The sequence below is a fragment of the Bradyrhizobium sp. CCBAU 25338 genome (assembly GCF_028128965.1).
Taxonomy (GTDB): Bacteria; Pseudomonadota; Alphaproteobacteria; order Rhizobiales; family Xanthobacteraceae; genus Bradyrhizobium; species Bradyrhizobium liaoningense.
Genome location: NZ_LFKY01000034.1, coordinates 110,037 through 124,317 on the forward strand (window position 1 = coordinate 110,037; position 14,281 = coordinate 124,317).

Sequence of the window (14,281 nt, forward strand, 5' to 3'; positions counted from 1 at the left end):
GATGGCGAACGTGCTGATCGCACTCGGCGGCAATGTCGGCGATGTCCGCGCGACGTTCCGCAAGGCGATCGCCCATATCTGCGGCATGGCGCAAGGCACGCTGATCGCACGCTCCTCGGACTATGCCACCCCACCCTGGGGCGACGAGGACCAGGATCCCTTCATCAACGCCTGCATCGAGATCGAGACCGGTCTCGATCCGCACGCGCTATTGCTCGTGCTGCAGAAAGTCGAGCAGAAATTCGGCCGCGTGCGAACCAAGGAGCGACGCTGGGGCCCGCGCACGCTCGATCTCGACATGATCGCCTATGATGACGTCAGCTTGCAGAAGCCCGACCTGACGCTGCCGCATCCCCGCCTGTTCGAGCGCGCCTTCGTGCTGGTGCCGCTGGCCGAAATTGCGCCCGACCGCGTGATCTCAGGCATTCGTGTGCGTGACGGCCTCGCCAGCGTCTCCACGCAAGGCATTGAGCGGCTTCCGGATACCGGTTAACCAAAAACAACCGTTTGCAGGGACGGTCTGCCGTGGCAATTTCGCCTGCGAATAACGAGACGTTTGGGAGCCCCTCGCCGCATGACCTCCGTGACTGACGACCTGCCGCTGGCGGCGGATTTTCCCAAGGCGACCGTCGAGGACTGGCGCAAGCTGGTCGACGGCGTGCTCAAGGGCGCGCCGTTCGAGAAGCTGGTCGGCAAGACCTATGACGGCATCAGGATCGATCCGCTCTATCCGCGCGCCAAGGGCGTTGCGGCCGTGGTGGGACGCCCGCCGGCTGCGCCGTGGCAGATCGTGCAGCGGATCGACCATCCCGACGCGGCGCTCGCGAATGCCCAGGCCCTCACCGACCTCGAGAACGGCGCGACAGGGCTCGCGCTGGTGTTCGCCGGCGGCAGCGGCGCCCATGGTTTCGGCCTGGAACCTTCGGCGGATGCTGTCGCAAAGGTTTTGAAAGATATTCATCTCGACGCCGGCATCGGCCTCGAGCTTCAGATCGGCCCGCAATCGCGGATGGCCGCGGTCCATGTCGCGGAATATGTCAAGAGCAAGGGGCTCGATCCCGCAGCCTGCAACATCCGCTTCGGCCTCGATCCGCTCGCGGCCGCCGCAGTGTGGGGCCACAGCCCCTATACCTGGGACGAGATCGTTCCTGCCGTCGCCGGCGCCATCAAGGGCCTTGCCGCGCTCGGCTTCAAGGGACCGTTTGCCTCCGCCGACGGGCGCGTGATCCATGATGCCGGTGGCTCGGAGGTGCAGGAGCTTGCCTTCGTGCTTGCCTGCGGCGTCGCTTATCTGCGCGCGATCGAAGGCGCCGGCATTCCCCTCGAGCAGGCGCAGGGCATGGTCTATGCGCGGCTTGCCGCAGATGCCGACCAATTCCTGACCATGGCCAAATTCCGCGCGCTGCGGCTGCTGTGGGCACGCATCGAGCAGGCCTGCGGGCTGACGCCGAAACCGCTGTACATCGCTGCCGATACAGCCTGGCGCATGCTGACGCAGCGTGACCCTTACGTGAACATGCTGCGCGCGACCATGGCGACGTTCGCCGCCGGGCTCGCTGGCGCGAATGCGATCACAGTGCTGCCGCATACGCTGGCGCTCGGCCTGCCCGATCCGTTCGCGCGGCGCGTAGCGCGCAACACGCAGCTTCTCTTGCTGGAAGAAAGCAACCTCGCCAGGGTCAGCGATCCCGCGGCAGGCGCAGGCGGCATCGAGACGCTGACCGCGCAGCTTTGCGACGCCGCATGGGCGCTGTTCCAGGAAAGCGAGACAGCCGGTGGTGCCTTCGCGGCGCTTCAGCAGGGCGTGTTCCAGAGCAAGGTGGCGGCCGCGCGAAAGGCGCGTGAGGCTAACATCGCAAAGCGCCGCGACGTGCTGACCGGCGCCAGCGAGTTTCCGAACCTGCATGAGCGCGAAGCGACCGTGCTGACGACAACGCCGATCGCGCTTCCGCCTTACGGGGAACAGAAATACAAGTTCGATGCGCTGCCGCCGATCCGGCTGGCGGAACCGTTCGAGGCGCTGCGCGACAAATCCGACGCGGCGTTGAAGGCACGTGGCGCGCGGCCAAACGTGTTCCTGGCCAATCTCGGCACGCCCGCCGACTTCACGGCGCGCGCCACTTTCGCGAAGAGCTTCTTCGAAGCCGGCGGCATCGAGGCCCTGGACAGCGAGGGCTTTGCCGATCCGGCCAAATTGGCAGCCGCGTTCAAGGCCTCAGGCGCCGAGCTTGCGTGCCTCTGCTCCAGCGACAAGGTCTATGCCGGTCAGGCGGAACCCGCTGCCCGGGCCCTGCAAACGGCAGGCAGCAGACTTATCTATCTGGCGGGCCGCCCGACTGATGCCGAGGCGGCGCTGCGGGCCGCCGGCGTCACGGGTTTTGTCTTCGCCGGAGGCGATGCGCTTGCGACACTGCAAGACGCCTATCGACGGATGGAGCAGCCATGACCGACACCAGCAAACCCGTTCTCACCGGCGGCTGCCAATGCGGCGCGGTGCGCTTTGCCGTCATGACGGCGCCGACCAGGATCTCGATCTGTCACTGCCGTATGTGCCAGAAGGCAGCCGGTGCGCCATTCGCCTCCTTTGCCGACATCAACAAGACGGACTTCGCCTGGACCAAGGGACAGCCCTCGTTCTTCCGTTCCTCCACCATCGCCGAGCGCGGCTTTTGCGCCGCCTGCGGCACGCCGCTGAGCTTCGGCCGCATCGACGGCGACCGCATCGAGATCATGACCGGCACCTTCGACCGCCCCGACCGGGTGATCCCGACGCGGCAGTTCGGCACTGAATCCCGCCTCGGCTGGGTGGTCGGCATCGCCAACCTGCCGAGCCAGACAACGCAGCAGAATTACGGACCGGAGAAGATGGCGACCATCGTCAGCCATCAGCATCCGGATCATGATTGACCGTCTATGATATGGTTGAAGCCATGAGCAGCATTCCCAATTTTGCCGATGTCGCTTTCGAGCGAGCCACCACTGCCGCGCCGTCAGGCAGCGCCGAGCCGTGGCTGACACCGGAGGGCATTCTGGTGAAGCCCGCCTATGGCGAGGCTGATCTTACCGGGCTCGATTTCCTCGAGACCTATCCGGGCATCGCGCCGTTCCTGCGCGGCCCCTACCCGACCATGTACGTCAACCAGCCCTGGACGGTCAGGCAATATGCCGGCTTCTCCACGGCGGAGGATTCCAACGCGTTCTATCGGCGTAACCTCGCGGCGGGACAGAAGGGCCTCTCGGTCGCCTTCGATCTTGCCACCCATCGCGGTTACGATTCTGATCATCCGCGCGTCGGCGGCGACGTCGGCATGGCCGGTGTGGCCATCGACTCCATCTACGACATGCGCACGCTGTTCGCAGGGATTCCGCTCGACCAGATGAGCGTGTCCATGACCATGAACGGCGCGGTGCTGCCGATCCTCGCGCTCTACGTCGCGGCCGCCGAGGAACAGGGCGTGCCCCCGGAGAAGCTGTCGGGCACCATTCAGAACGACATTCTGAAAGAGTTCATGGTGCGCAACACCTATATCTATCCGCCTGCCCCTTCGATGCGGATCATCTCGGACATCTTCGCCTACACCTCGCAGAAGATGCCAAAGTACAATTCGATCTCGATCTCCGGCTATCATATGCAGGAGGCCGGTGCGACGCAGGACCTCGAGCTCGCCTACACGCTCGCCGACGGCGTCGAATATCTGCGCGCCGGCCTTGCCGCAGGGCTCGACGTCGATCGTTTCGCTCCGCGCCTGTCGTTCTTCTGGGCGATCGGCATGAACTTCTTCATGGAAGTCGCCAAGATGCGCGCCGCGCGCCTGCTCTGGGCGAAGCTGCTGAAACCGTTCAACCCGAAGGACCCGCGCTCGCTGTCGCTGCGCACGCACAGCCAGACCTCGGGCTGGTCGCTGACCGCGCAGGACGTCTTCAACAACGTGATGCGCACCACGGTGGAGGCAATGGCCGCAACGCAGGGCCACACCCAGTCGCTGCACACCAACGCGCTCGACGAGGCGCTCGCCTTGCCGACCGATTTCTCGGCGCGCATCGCCCGCAACACCCAGCTCTTCCTGCAGCAGGAGAGCGGCACCACCCGCATCATCGATCCCTGGGGCGGCTCGTACTACGTCGAGCGGCTCACGCGCGACCTCGCGGCGAAGGCGTGGAGCCACATTCAGGAGGTCGAGGAACTCGGCGGCATGGCGAAGGCGATCGAGGCCGGCTTGCCGAAGCTGCGCATCGAGGAAGCTTCGGCCAAGACCCAGGCGCGGATCGATGCCGGCAAGCAGGCGGTGATCGGCGTCAACAAGTACAAGCCGACCGACGAGGACAGAATCGAGATCCTGAAGGTCGACAACACCAATGTCCGCCGGCTTCAGATCGACAAGCTCAAGCGGCTGAAAGCCGAGCGCAACCAGAAGGACGTCGATGCCGCGCTTGCCGCGCTGACGCGCTCGGCTGGCGAAGGCAACGGCAATCTGCTCGCGCTCGCCATCGACGCGGCACGGGCGAAGGCGACCGTCGGCGAGATTTCGGACGCGATGGAGAAGGTGTTCGGCCGGCACCGCGCCGAGATCAAGTCCATTACCGGCGTCTACAAGCGGGAGGCGTCCAGCATGGGTAACCAAGTCGAGAAGGTTCAGGCGCTGATCGACGCGTTCGAGGAGGCGGAAGGCCGCCGCCCGCGCATCCTGGTCGCCAAGATCGGCCAGGACGGCCACGATCGCGGCCAGAAGGTGATTGCGTCTGCCTTTGCCGATATCGGCTTCGACGTCGACATCGGGCCGCTGTTTGCCACCGCCGACGAAGCCGCGCGGCAGGCAGTCGAGAACGACGTCCACATTCTCGGCGTCTCCTCGCTCGCCGCCGCCCACCTCACCGCCGTGCCGGAATTGAAGGCCGCGCTGAAGAAGCAGGGCCGCGACGACATCATGATCATCGTCGGCGGCGTGGTGCCGCCGCAGGACTACGACGCGCTCTACGCCGCCGGCGCGGAGGCGATCTTTCCGCCGGGCACGGTCATCGCGGACGCTGCTGAAGAGTTGATCCGCAAGCTGAATGCCCGGCTCGGCCATAGCGAGGCGGCGGAGTAGCCGTCGATCTTCCGGCAAGAAGGATCTTTGCGCAATGCTTCTCGTGCCAACGTTCATGCGCGCGCTGGCTGCGGCCGCAGTTTGCAGCGCGCTGTTCGGCATCGCCCACGCCGCCGACCCCAAGCCCGACGCCGTCGTCAAGACCAAGAGCATCGAGGCGCGCGTTTTCCTCGACGACAGGATCAAGGCGGATGCGGCGCTGGCGGCGGATTGCCTTGCTGAAGGCAGGAAATGGCTCGACAAGAATGCGGCCGAGGCCGCGGCCTCGCGCAAGGAGGATCCGCAGTTCTTCAAGGACGGTGGCTGGGACTTCGAGCGCAAATATGAGATACGCTCCGTGGTCGCCGACCGCTACGTCAGCATCCTCCGCAACGACTACATGAACACCCGCGGCGCCCATCCCAATTCGGACGTGAACACGATCCTGTGGGACAAGACCGACAACAAGCGCATCTCGATCCGCCCGTTCTTCACCGAGACCGCCGACAACGGGGCGACCATGAAGGCGATGGTGAAGGCCGTGATCGCCTCACTCAAGGCCGAGAAGACAAAGCGTGGCACCAGCGAGACCGCGACTGACGAGTGGTTCAAGGAGTTGAAGCCGAGCCTGCTCAGGATCGGCGCGGTGACGCTCGCGCCCTCGACCGAAGCTGGCAAAAGCTCCGGCCTGACTTTCCACTACCCGCCGTATGCTGTCGGCCCCTACGCTGAAGGCGAATATGTTGCTTTCGTGCCCTGGGAAACGCTGAAACCCTACCTGACCGCGGAAGGCACCCGCATCTTCGGCGGCGCGCGGCCGAAGGGCGACGCGGACGGGCCGTGAGCGATCGCTAACTGGATCGCGGACGGGCCCGAGCCAGTGTTCGCGCCAGTGAATCCGTCCAATCGGGAATCCAGGAGGCAAACAGGGCCTGCCAGCGATCGGCATCCGCAGGCTCCGTCTCGAGGGCAACCGACCATTCGATGAGGGTGCGATCGCCCGCGATGACCGGACGCAGATGCATGGTGCCTTGGTAGCGCGCCGGCGCCGGACTCCGGCCGCCGTCATCTTGCGGATATGGCAGCGCTTCGAGACCGGCATAGGTCAAGGTGTGCTGCCGGTCCGAGTGATCGACCAGGCGCTGACGGATCCAGTTTCCGAGATAGCAGAAACGCCTGATGGCGCCGACTTCATCGCCGCGCTTGTCGTCTTCGATCACGCTCTCGTTCACCCCGTCGATATAGGCGGGGTAGTTGTTGAAATCGCGGATCAGCGACCAGACTTCGTCCAGCGGGTGGTCCAGCACGGCGCTGTAATAGGCTCGGGTCATCGGTGGCTTTCCTTCGGTTTCCGTTACGAGCTGAGGTTGGCTGCTCACGCGGGCAAAACCCACCCGGTTTCCGACTGCCCATCCGCTGCCCGTCTAACTTTCGCGCACAATGCGGCGATCTCGTTGGTAGCGCTATCTTGCGGCGGCTCCGCAAAGCCGACTAGAATGCCGCCATTGACAAGAGCGCCCGGCGTCACGGGTGCCGCTGGGAGGATTCATGTCCAAGATTACGCGCCGCACCTTTGCGGCCTCAACCGCCGCAGTCGCAGCATCCGCCGCCTTCGGCTTCAAGCCCGCGCTCGCACAATCCTATCCGGCCCGGCCGGTCACCGTGATCGTGCCCTGGGGCGCTGGCGGTGGCACCGACGCGACGGCGCGCATTGTCGCGGCGCTGCTGGAAAAGGACCTCGGCCAGCCCTTCAACGTGGTCAACCGCACCGGCGGCTCCGGCGTGGTGGGCCATAGCGCGATCGCGACCGCCCAGCCCGACGGTTACACCATCGGCATGCTCACCGTCGAAATCTCGATGATGCACTGGCAGGGCCTGACCGAGCTGACGCCGAAGAGCTACACCCCGCTGGCGCTGATGAACGAGGACCCTCCGGGCATCCAGGTCTCGTCCTCCTCGCCCTACAAGACGGTCAAGGAACTCGCCGATGCGATCAAGGCGGCGCCTCCCGGCAAGTTCAAGGCCTCCGGCACCGGCCAGGGCGGCATCTGGCATCTGGCCCTGGTCGGCTGGATGCAGGCCATGGGCCTGCCTGCCAATCAGGTCGCGTGGGTGCCCTCGAACGGTGCGGCGCCGGCAATGCAGGATCTCGCCGCCGGCGGCCTCGACCTCACCACCTGCTCGGTGCCCGAGGCGCGTGCCATCATCGAGGCGGGCAAGGCCAGGAGCCTCGCCATCATGGCGCCGGCCCGCAACCCGATCTTCAAGGACGTGCCGACGCTGAAGGAGGCGATGGGCATCGACTACGCGACGGGCGCCTGGCGCGGCATTGCCGGGCCAAAGAACCTTCCGCCGGAGATCGCAACGAAGCTCACCGCGGCACTGAAGAAGGTCTACGACTCCGCCGAGTACAAGGACTTCATGAGCAATCGCGGCTTCGGCACCGTGTGGGGCGACGCCGCTCACTTCGCCAGCTTCATGGACAAGGGCGACGCCCAGATGGGCGAAGCCATGAAGGCGGCGGGCCTGAGCAAGGCGTGATGTTTCACCCCTCCCCGCGCTCTTCCGCCGAAGCTTCAACGAAGGCGGATGCGGGGAGAGGTCGAATTCGAGCTCCGCTCGAATTCGGGTGAGGGGATTCTCCGCGAATCCAACTCTCACCATGCGCGCGGAAAGTCCCCTCACCCGAACCCTCTCTCCGTAAGAACGTGGATGGGAAGAAGAAACTCCACAGGACCCCACCCATGCGTCTTCCCGACTCCGTGACGGGATCGTTTCTCGTCGTGCTCGGCGCAGCAGCTGCCTATGGCGGCTGGATCCTGCCGCCGGTGCCGGGCCAGCCGGTTGGCCCCAACGTGTTTCCGCTGGTGATCGGCTGCGGCCTCGCGCTATGCGGGCTCGCGATCGTGTTCGGCATCGGGCATTCCTTCGAGGAGGAGGAAGCGTTGGTCCCGATGGAGGACGGCCAGGCCGCTGCCCCGCCGCCGCAGGGCAAGCTCTACGGCCTGCGCGCGCTGCTGCCGCCGGCGTTGCTGCTGTTCTACGTCGTCGCGGCCGACCGGCTCGGTTTCATCATCACCGCGGCGATCATGGTCTCCGTCACCTCGACCGCGCTCGGGGCCAGGTGGAAGCTGGCCCTGCCGCTCGCGGCCCTCTCGCCCTTCGCCATCCACCTCATCTTCGGCAAGCTGCTCCGCGTGCCGCTGCCCGCCGGCCTGTTGCCGGCGCCCTGGTAATCCCATGCTGAAAACCCTGATCGATGCGTTCGCGCTGATCTCCACCTGGGAGGTCATCATCGCGATGTTCGCAGCGTCCGTGTACGGGCTCGTGATCGGCTCGCTGCCGGGCCTGTCGGCGACGATGGCAACCGCCCTGCTCGTCCCCGTCACCTTCTATCTCTCGCCGATCGCGGCAATTGCGACCATCGTCGCGGCCTCCTCGATGGCGATCTTCTCCGGCGACATTCCGGGCGCGCTGCTGCGCATTCCCGGCACGCCCGCTTCCGCCGCCTATGCGGACGAGGCCTACGCGATGACGCGCAAGGGCCAGGCCGAGCTCGCGCTCGGGGCCGGCGTCTGGTTCTCGGCGGTCGGCGGCATCGCCGGCGTGCTGTCGCTGATGATCCTGGCGCCGCCGCTGGCCGAGATCGCGCTGTCGTTCTCGACCTTCGAATATTTCTGGCTGGCGCTGCTCGGCCTGATGTGCGCCACCTTGGTCGCACGCTCTTCTCCGGTAAAGGCGATCGCCGGCATGTTCATCGGCCTGCTCGTCGCCTGCATCGGCATCGAGAATCCCGGCGGCGTCCCGCGCTTCACCTTCGGCCTCACCGATCTGTTCGGCGGCATCGAGCCGATCCCGGCGCTGGTCGGCGTGTTCGCGGTGGCGCAGGTGATGCGCGCGATGCTGACGCCGGAGCCGCCGCCGCTGCCGCGGCGCAAGTTCGGAAGCATCATGGCCGGCCAGTGGAAGCTGACCAAGCTCTATCACTGGCAGATGACGCGCGGAAACATCGTCGGCATCATCATCGGCGTGCTGCCCGGCGCCGGCGCCGACATGGCCGCGTGGGTGTCCTATGCGATGTCGAAGCGCTTCTCCAAGGAACCGGAAAAGTTCGGCACCGGCCATGTCGAGGGCCTGGTCGAAGCCGGCGCCAGCAACAATGCCAGCATCGCCTCCGGCTGGGTGCCCTCGCTGCTGTTCGGCATCCCCGGCGACACCATCGCCGCGATCGCGATCGGCGTGCTCTACATGAAGGGCCTCAATCCCGGCCCGACGCTGTTCACCGAGAAGGCGTCGAGCATGTACGCGATCTATCTGATGTTCATCATCGCGAACATCATGATGATCCCGCTCGGCATCGCCATGATCCGGGTCGCGGCCTACATCCTGCTCGCGCCGCGCTCGGCCATCATGCCGGTCATCATGCTGTGCTGCGCGGTCGGCTCGTTCGCGATCGGCAACAACATGTTCGGTGTCGTCACGGTCGCCGCCTTCGGCGTGATCGGCTACGTCATGGAGGCGAACGGTTATCCCGTCGCGGCCATGGTGCTCGGCATCGTGATGGGCACCATGGTCGAGCAGGCCTTCGTCACATCACTGATCAAGTCCGACGGAAGCATCCTGCCGTTCTTCGAGCGGCCGGTCGCCGCCATCCTGGCCGCGATGGCGATCGGCGCGCTGCTCTGGCCGGTGATGGTGTGGGTGTGGCGGAAGCTGAAACCGGCGCAGACGGCGGCAGCAACATCCCGGTGATATGCCGCGGGCGGCCCTCGCCTGCCCTGCCGCGGCGTTGTAAAGCAGGGCATGACTGAGAAGAAGGCCCCGCTGGACATCAAATCCCTCGCCCGCGACTTGCGCGCGGGCAGCCGCGCGGCGCTCGCCCGCGCCATCACGCTGGTGGAGAGCCGGCGCGGCGATCATCAGGCGCTGGCGCGCGAGCTGGTACAGATGCTGCTGCCCGACACCGGCAAGGCGTTTCGCGTCGGCATCACCGGCTCGCCCGGCGTCGGCAAATCCACCACCATCGATGCGCTCGGGACGTATCTGATCGAGCAGGGCCACAAGGTCGCGGTGCTCGCGGTCGATCCATCCTCGGCACGCAGCGGTGGCTCGATCCTCGGCGACAAGACGCGGATGGCGCGGCTGTCGGCCTCGAGCGATGCCTTCATCCGCCCCTCGCCGTCCTCGGGCACGCTCGGCGGCGTCGCGGCCAAGACGCGCGAGGCGATGCTGCTGTGCGAGGCGGCCGGCTTCGACGTCGTGCTGGTCGAGACCGTCGGCATCGGCCAGTCCGAGACGGCGGTGTGCGACATGACGGATTTCTTCCTGGCCCTGATGCTGCCGGGCGGCGGCGACGAGCTGCAGGGCATCAAGAAGGGCCTGGTCGAGCTCGCCGACATGATCGCCATCAACAAGGCGGACGGTGACAATCTCAAGCGCGCGAACATCACCGCCGCCGACTATCGCGGCGCGCTGCACATCCTGGCGCCGAGGTCCGAGCATTGGCATCCGCCCGTTGTCACCTATTCGGCGTTGGCCGGCACCGGCATCGCCGAGCTCTGGCAGAAGGTCCTCGACCATCGCAAGGCGATGAACGCGTCCGGCGATTTCGCCGCGCGGCGGCGCGACCAGCAGGTGAAATGGATGTGGTCGATGCTGGAGCAGCGCATGCTGGCGAGGTTGCGGAGCGAAGCGTCGGTGCGGACGAAGGTCCGGAAGATCGAGGCCGAAGTCGCCGAGGGCCATCTCACGCCGGCGCTCGCCGCCGAGCGCATTCTGGAGTTGCTGCAATGACGGGGCCCCGCATTCTCCTCACCGGCTTCGGGCCATTTCCCGGCGCGCCCTACAATCCGACTCAGCCGCTGGTCGCGCGGCTGACGCAGCTGCTCCGGCCGGCGCTCGACGATGTCGAGCTGTCGAGCCACATCTTCCCGGTCACCTATGCTGCCGTCGACCGGCAATTGCCTGAAGTGCTCGCGACGGCGAAGCCGGATGCACTCTTGATGTTCGGCCTCGCGGCGCGCACGCCCTATTTGCGGATCGAGACCCGCGCGCGCAATGCCGTGACCATGCTGTGGCCGGATGCCGCCAACACCCGCTCGAGCAAGCGCGGCATCGCCGGCCATGCAGATGCGATGACGTTCGGCCCGCACACCGCAAGGCTGCTGCGCGCCGCGCGCCTCACCGGCATCGACGCGCGCCCCTCGCGCGATGCCGGCGCCTATCTCTGCAATTACCTGAGCTGGCGCGCGATCGAGAACGTGAAGGCCGGCGGACCGAAGCTTGCGGCCTTCATCCACATTCCGCTGCTTGCGCGCGGCGGCGCCGTGCGGCGCAAGGGCTCAGCCCGGATCGCGCTGGAGGAACTCGTCGATGCGGGCGAGGCCATGCTGATCGAGATGGTAGCGTTGGCAAGGAAGGCGCGGAACACCTCGGTCTCGTAGGGTGGGCAAAGGCGCGCTTGCGCCGTGCCCACCATGCATCCGCATTTGTGGCGATAAGGGTGGGCACGCCTCGCTTTGCCCACCCTTCGGCACCGTCTTTGCGGTAAACATTTAACCCTACCGCGAACAATCCTCACCGCCTTCGCCGCCCTGCGCTACCTAGTCTCCGCGGACACCCCCGCGTCCGCCGGAGGACGCGTCATGGACCTCAATCGCCGCTATCTCATCGGAGCTTCGACCGCGGGCATCGCCGGCGCGCTCGCCATGCCGGCCGACGCTGCGCGCGCGGCGCCGCTGACGTCCCTGCTCGGGCGCGACGCCACGCAATATGGCGTTCGCCCTGGCAGCAGCGAGGATCAGACACGCGCGCTGCAGCGCGCGATCGACGAGGCTGCGCGTGCGCAAATGCCGCTGGCGCTGCCGCCGGGCATCTACCGGACCGGGCTGTTGCGGCTACCGAACGGCGCGCAACTGATCGGCGTGCGCGGTGCGACCAAGCTGGTCTTCACGGGCGGGACCTCGATGGTCCAGAGCGACGGCTCCGATGCGATCGGCCTCACCGGCATCACCTTTGATGGCGGCAACATTCCGCTGCCAACCCGGCGGGGTCTGATCCATGTTCTCGGCGGTCGGGACATCCGCGTCGCCGATTGCGCGGTTACCGGATCCGGCGGCAGCGGCATCTGGCTCGAGCAGGTCGCGGGCGACATCTCCGGCAACATCTTCACCAACATCGCGGTGACCGCGGTGGTCTCGTTCGACGCCAGGGGCCTCAGCGTTTCCCGCAACACCATCATCGGCACCAACGACAATGGCATCGAGATCCTGCGCACCGCGATCGGCGATGACGGTACGCTGGTTGCTGACAACCGTATCGAGGACATCAAGGCCGGACCCGGCGGCTCGGGCCAGTACGGGAATGCCATCAACGCGTTTCGCGCCGGCAACGTGATCGTGCGCGGCAACCGCATCAGGAACTGCGACTACTCGGCTGTGCGCGGCAACTCGGCCTCGAACATTCACATCAGCGGCAACAGCGTCAGTGACGTGCGCGAGGTCGCGCTCTACTCCGAGTTCGCGTTCGAGGCGGCCGTGATCGCCAACAACACGGTCGACGGCGCCGCCGTCGGCGTCTCCGTCTGCAATTTCAACGAAGGCGGCCGCATCGCCGTGGTCCAGGGCAACATCATCCGCAACCTGATCCCGAAGCGGCCGATCGGCACCTCGCCGGACGACGATGCCGGCGTCGGCATCTACATCGAGGCTGACACATCGGTCACCGGCAACGTGATCGAGAACGCGCCGTCCTACGGCATCGTGGCCGGCTGGGGTAGATATCTGCGCGACGTCGCGATCACAGGCAACGTGATCCGCAAGGCGCTGGCCGGCGTCGGGGTGTCGGTGATGCCGGGGGCCGGCACCGCGCTCGTCAACAACAACATGATCTCCGAGACCCCGCGCGGCGCCGTGGTCGGCCTCGACCACGCCCGCCCCGTGACGTCGGATCTGTCGGCCGAAGGGGCGCAACGCTTCGCGCAGGTGGTGGTCGGCGGCAATGCGGTGCGACGTTAGAACGCGTTCCGCAGCAGGGGGTACTTCGCTTCCAGGCCGTCGAGGCTGAAGGTGAATTCGACGACGCGCTCGGGGGCTGCGACGATTTCGGTGGCGGGCGGAGCGAACTGCGGCAGAAGCGTTGCCATGGCGGCCGGCGTGGGGACCTGCCGTCTCACGGCAGGTGCGCTTAGCGGCGCCCTCGCGGCGGGAGCCTTGAGCGGCGGCATCTCGGCGGGAGCGGTAAACGAAGCCACGGCGACAGGTGCAGTGGGCGGCGCCATCGCGACAGATGGCAACACCGCCGCGATCGGCGCCTCGGTGATCTCCGCGAGCACGTCCGGCTTCTGATCGAGCCTGACCGCCACAGCGGTCTCAGGCGCGATGTGAACGGCCTTGGGCTGGACGGTCTGCGCCTGCTGCTCGCGCGGTGCCATGCGGGGCATCGTCGCCGGCGACCAACCGAATGCGGGCGTCACGCTTGCAGCCGCCTCGGCGACGTCCCCGCCGGTTGCGAGCGCGCGCCAGGTCTGGACCGCACGCTTGGCTTCCTGAATGTTTTCAAGGAATTCGATCTCGGAATGATACCGGCGCCAGCGGCCGGTCTCGAACATCTCGGAGAGATGTTGCAGGCGCTGTTCGGCGAGAGCGCACCAGCGCGCCGCGATGGCGCGGCCAGCGGCTGCGTCGCGAACGAACTCTTGGCGATGTGTCATGAACCAGCCCGTCAGGAAAAAATACGGACGCGGGGGACGCAACGCACACGAATCAATTTAGACGCGACATGAATATTTTGTGGAAAAGATTTGACTTGTCCAGCAGCGACACGGCATTCGTCATCAAATACCGTAGTCCTCCGGAAATTTGCTGCGTTTTCGAGTCAAGCTTCGCACAAGCATAACGGAGTTGCGGCGCGTTGCGTGAGCGACGGCAACGGACGCCCCGGCGATCCTCAACCGCAAGCTGAACGAACGCGAAGCTTCAAAAGATCGGATGCCCAAAGCTTCGGTTCTGATTGAATCAGAACCGAAGCTCTGGATTCCTGTCTTGACGCGTTTTCTTCACGCGAACCGGCGTCCACTTCGCTCAAAAACGCTCTGAAAAGAAAAGACCCGTCCGGGGGGACAACCGGACGGGTCGAGCCATATGGGCGCTTGGGGTGGATGGGCGCTCGCGCCTGATATGACTGATGGGGAGGGATGACCGCTCCCACATCATTTG

At 66.1% G+C, this 14,281-nt stretch carries 13 protein-coding genes; 11 read left to right on the plus strand and 2 right to left on the minus strand.

Features of this window, described 5'->3' with window-relative positions; all coding sequences use genetic code 11:
- Window position 1 precedes the first annotated feature (1 nt).
- The 5 genes from folK to ACM42_RS14545 all read left to right on the plus strand — a co-directional run bounded on the left by folK (window position 2) and on the right by ACM42_RS14545 (window position 5,910).
- Window positions 2-493 (plus strand): 2-amino-4-hydroxy-6-hydroxymethyldihydropteridine diphosphokinase, encoded by a 492-nt coding sequence (folK, locus tag ACM42_RS14525; protein ID WP_271528559.1) that lies wholly within the window; start codon window positions 2-4, stop codon window positions 491-493.
- 81 nt (window positions 494-574) lie between these two features.
- Window positions 575-2,446 carry a methylmalonyl-CoA mutase family protein gene (locus ACM42_RS14530; protein ID WP_271528560.1) on the plus strand — a complete coding sequence of 624 codons (1,872 nt, stop codon included), beginning with the start codon at window positions 575-577 and terminating at the stop codon, window positions 2,444-2,446.
- Window positions 2,443-2,907 (plus strand): GFA family protein, encoded by a 465-nt coding sequence (locus tag ACM42_RS14535; RefSeq protein WP_271528561.1) that lies wholly within the window; start codon window positions 2,443-2,445, stop codon window positions 2,905-2,907. The genes ACM42_RS14530 and ACM42_RS14535 overlap by 4 nt, the downstream gene beginning before the upstream one ends.
- A gap of 23 nt (window positions 2,908-2,930) precedes the next feature.
- Window positions 2,931-5,087 carry a methylmalonyl-CoA mutase gene (scpA, locus tag ACM42_RS14540; RefSeq protein WP_271528562.1) on the plus strand — a complete coding sequence of 719 codons (2,157 nt, stop codon included), beginning with the start codon at window positions 2,931-2,933 and terminating at the stop codon, window positions 5,085-5,087.
- Window positions 5,088-5,121: 34 nt separating this feature from the next.
- Window positions 5,122-5,910 (plus strand): DUF3298 domain-containing protein, encoded by a 789-nt coding sequence (locus tag ACM42_RS14545; protein WP_442868930.1) that lies wholly within the window; start codon window positions 5,122-5,124, stop codon window positions 5,908-5,910.
- A gap of 7 nt (window positions 5,911-5,917) precedes the next feature.
- On the opposite strand, the gene ACM42_RS14550 is transcribed toward ACM42_RS14545, so the two are convergent.
- A complete protein-coding gene (locus tag ACM42_RS14550) occupies window positions 5,918-6,460 on the minus strand; it encodes an SRPBCC family protein (RefSeq protein WP_271528563.1) in 543 nt (180 codons plus the stop codon).
- A 154-nt stretch (window positions 6,461-6,614) separates the two neighbouring features.
- Between ACM42_RS14550 and ACM42_RS14555 the strand changes: the two genes are divergently transcribed.
- The 6 genes from ACM42_RS14555 to ACM42_RS14580 all read left to right on the plus strand — a co-directional run bounded on the left by ACM42_RS14555 (window position 6,615) and on the right by ACM42_RS14580 (window position 13,081).
- The gene (locus ACM42_RS14555) at window positions 6,615-7,607 is read left to right on the plus strand and encodes a tripartite tricarboxylate transporter substrate binding protein (RefSeq protein WP_271528564.1); all 993 of its coding nucleotides are present in this window, start codon (window positions 6,615-6,617) and stop codon (window positions 7,605-7,607) included.
- Window positions 7,608-7,810: 203 nt separating this feature from the next.
- Entirely contained in the window at window positions 7,811-8,302 is a 492-nt protein-coding gene (locus tag ACM42_RS14560; protein ID WP_271528565.1) for a tripartite tricarboxylate transporter TctB family protein, read from the plus strand.
- A 4-nt stretch (window positions 8,303-8,306) separates the two neighbouring features.
- Window positions 8,307-9,818 carry a tripartite tricarboxylate transporter permease gene (locus tag ACM42_RS14565; RefSeq protein ID WP_271528566.1) on the plus strand — a complete coding sequence of 504 codons (1,512 nt, stop codon included), beginning with the start codon at window positions 8,307-8,309 and terminating at the stop codon, window positions 9,816-9,818.
- A 51-nt stretch (window positions 9,819-9,869) separates the two neighbouring features.
- The gene (gene meaB / locus ACM42_RS14570; RefSeq protein WP_271528567.1) at window positions 9,870-10,859 is read left to right on the plus strand and encodes a methylmalonyl Co-A mutase-associated GTPase MeaB; all 990 of its coding nucleotides are present in this window, start codon (window positions 9,870-9,872) and stop codon (window positions 10,857-10,859) included.
- Window positions 10,856-11,509 (plus strand): pyroglutamyl-peptidase I, encoded by a 654-nt coding sequence (locus tag ACM42_RS14575; RefSeq protein ID WP_271528568.1) that lies wholly within the window; start codon window positions 10,856-10,858, stop codon window positions 11,507-11,509. Before meaB ends, ACM42_RS14575 begins: the two co-directional genes overlap by 4 nt.
- Before the next feature lie 201 nt (window positions 11,510-11,710).
- Entirely contained in the window at window positions 11,711-13,081 is a 1,371-nt protein-coding gene (locus ACM42_RS14580; RefSeq protein WP_271528569.1) for a TIGR03808 family TAT-translocated repetitive protein, read from the plus strand.
- On the opposite strand, the gene ACM42_RS14585 is transcribed toward ACM42_RS14580, so the two are convergent.
- Complete coding sequence (locus ACM42_RS14585; RefSeq protein WP_271528570.1) at window positions 13,078-13,776, minus strand: TIGR03809 family protein; 699 nt, start codon at window positions 13,774-13,776, stop codon at window positions 13,078-13,080. The two genes, ACM42_RS14580 and ACM42_RS14585, sit on opposite strands and share 4 nt — an antisense overlap.
- Window positions 13,777-14,281 lie beyond the last annotated feature (505 nt).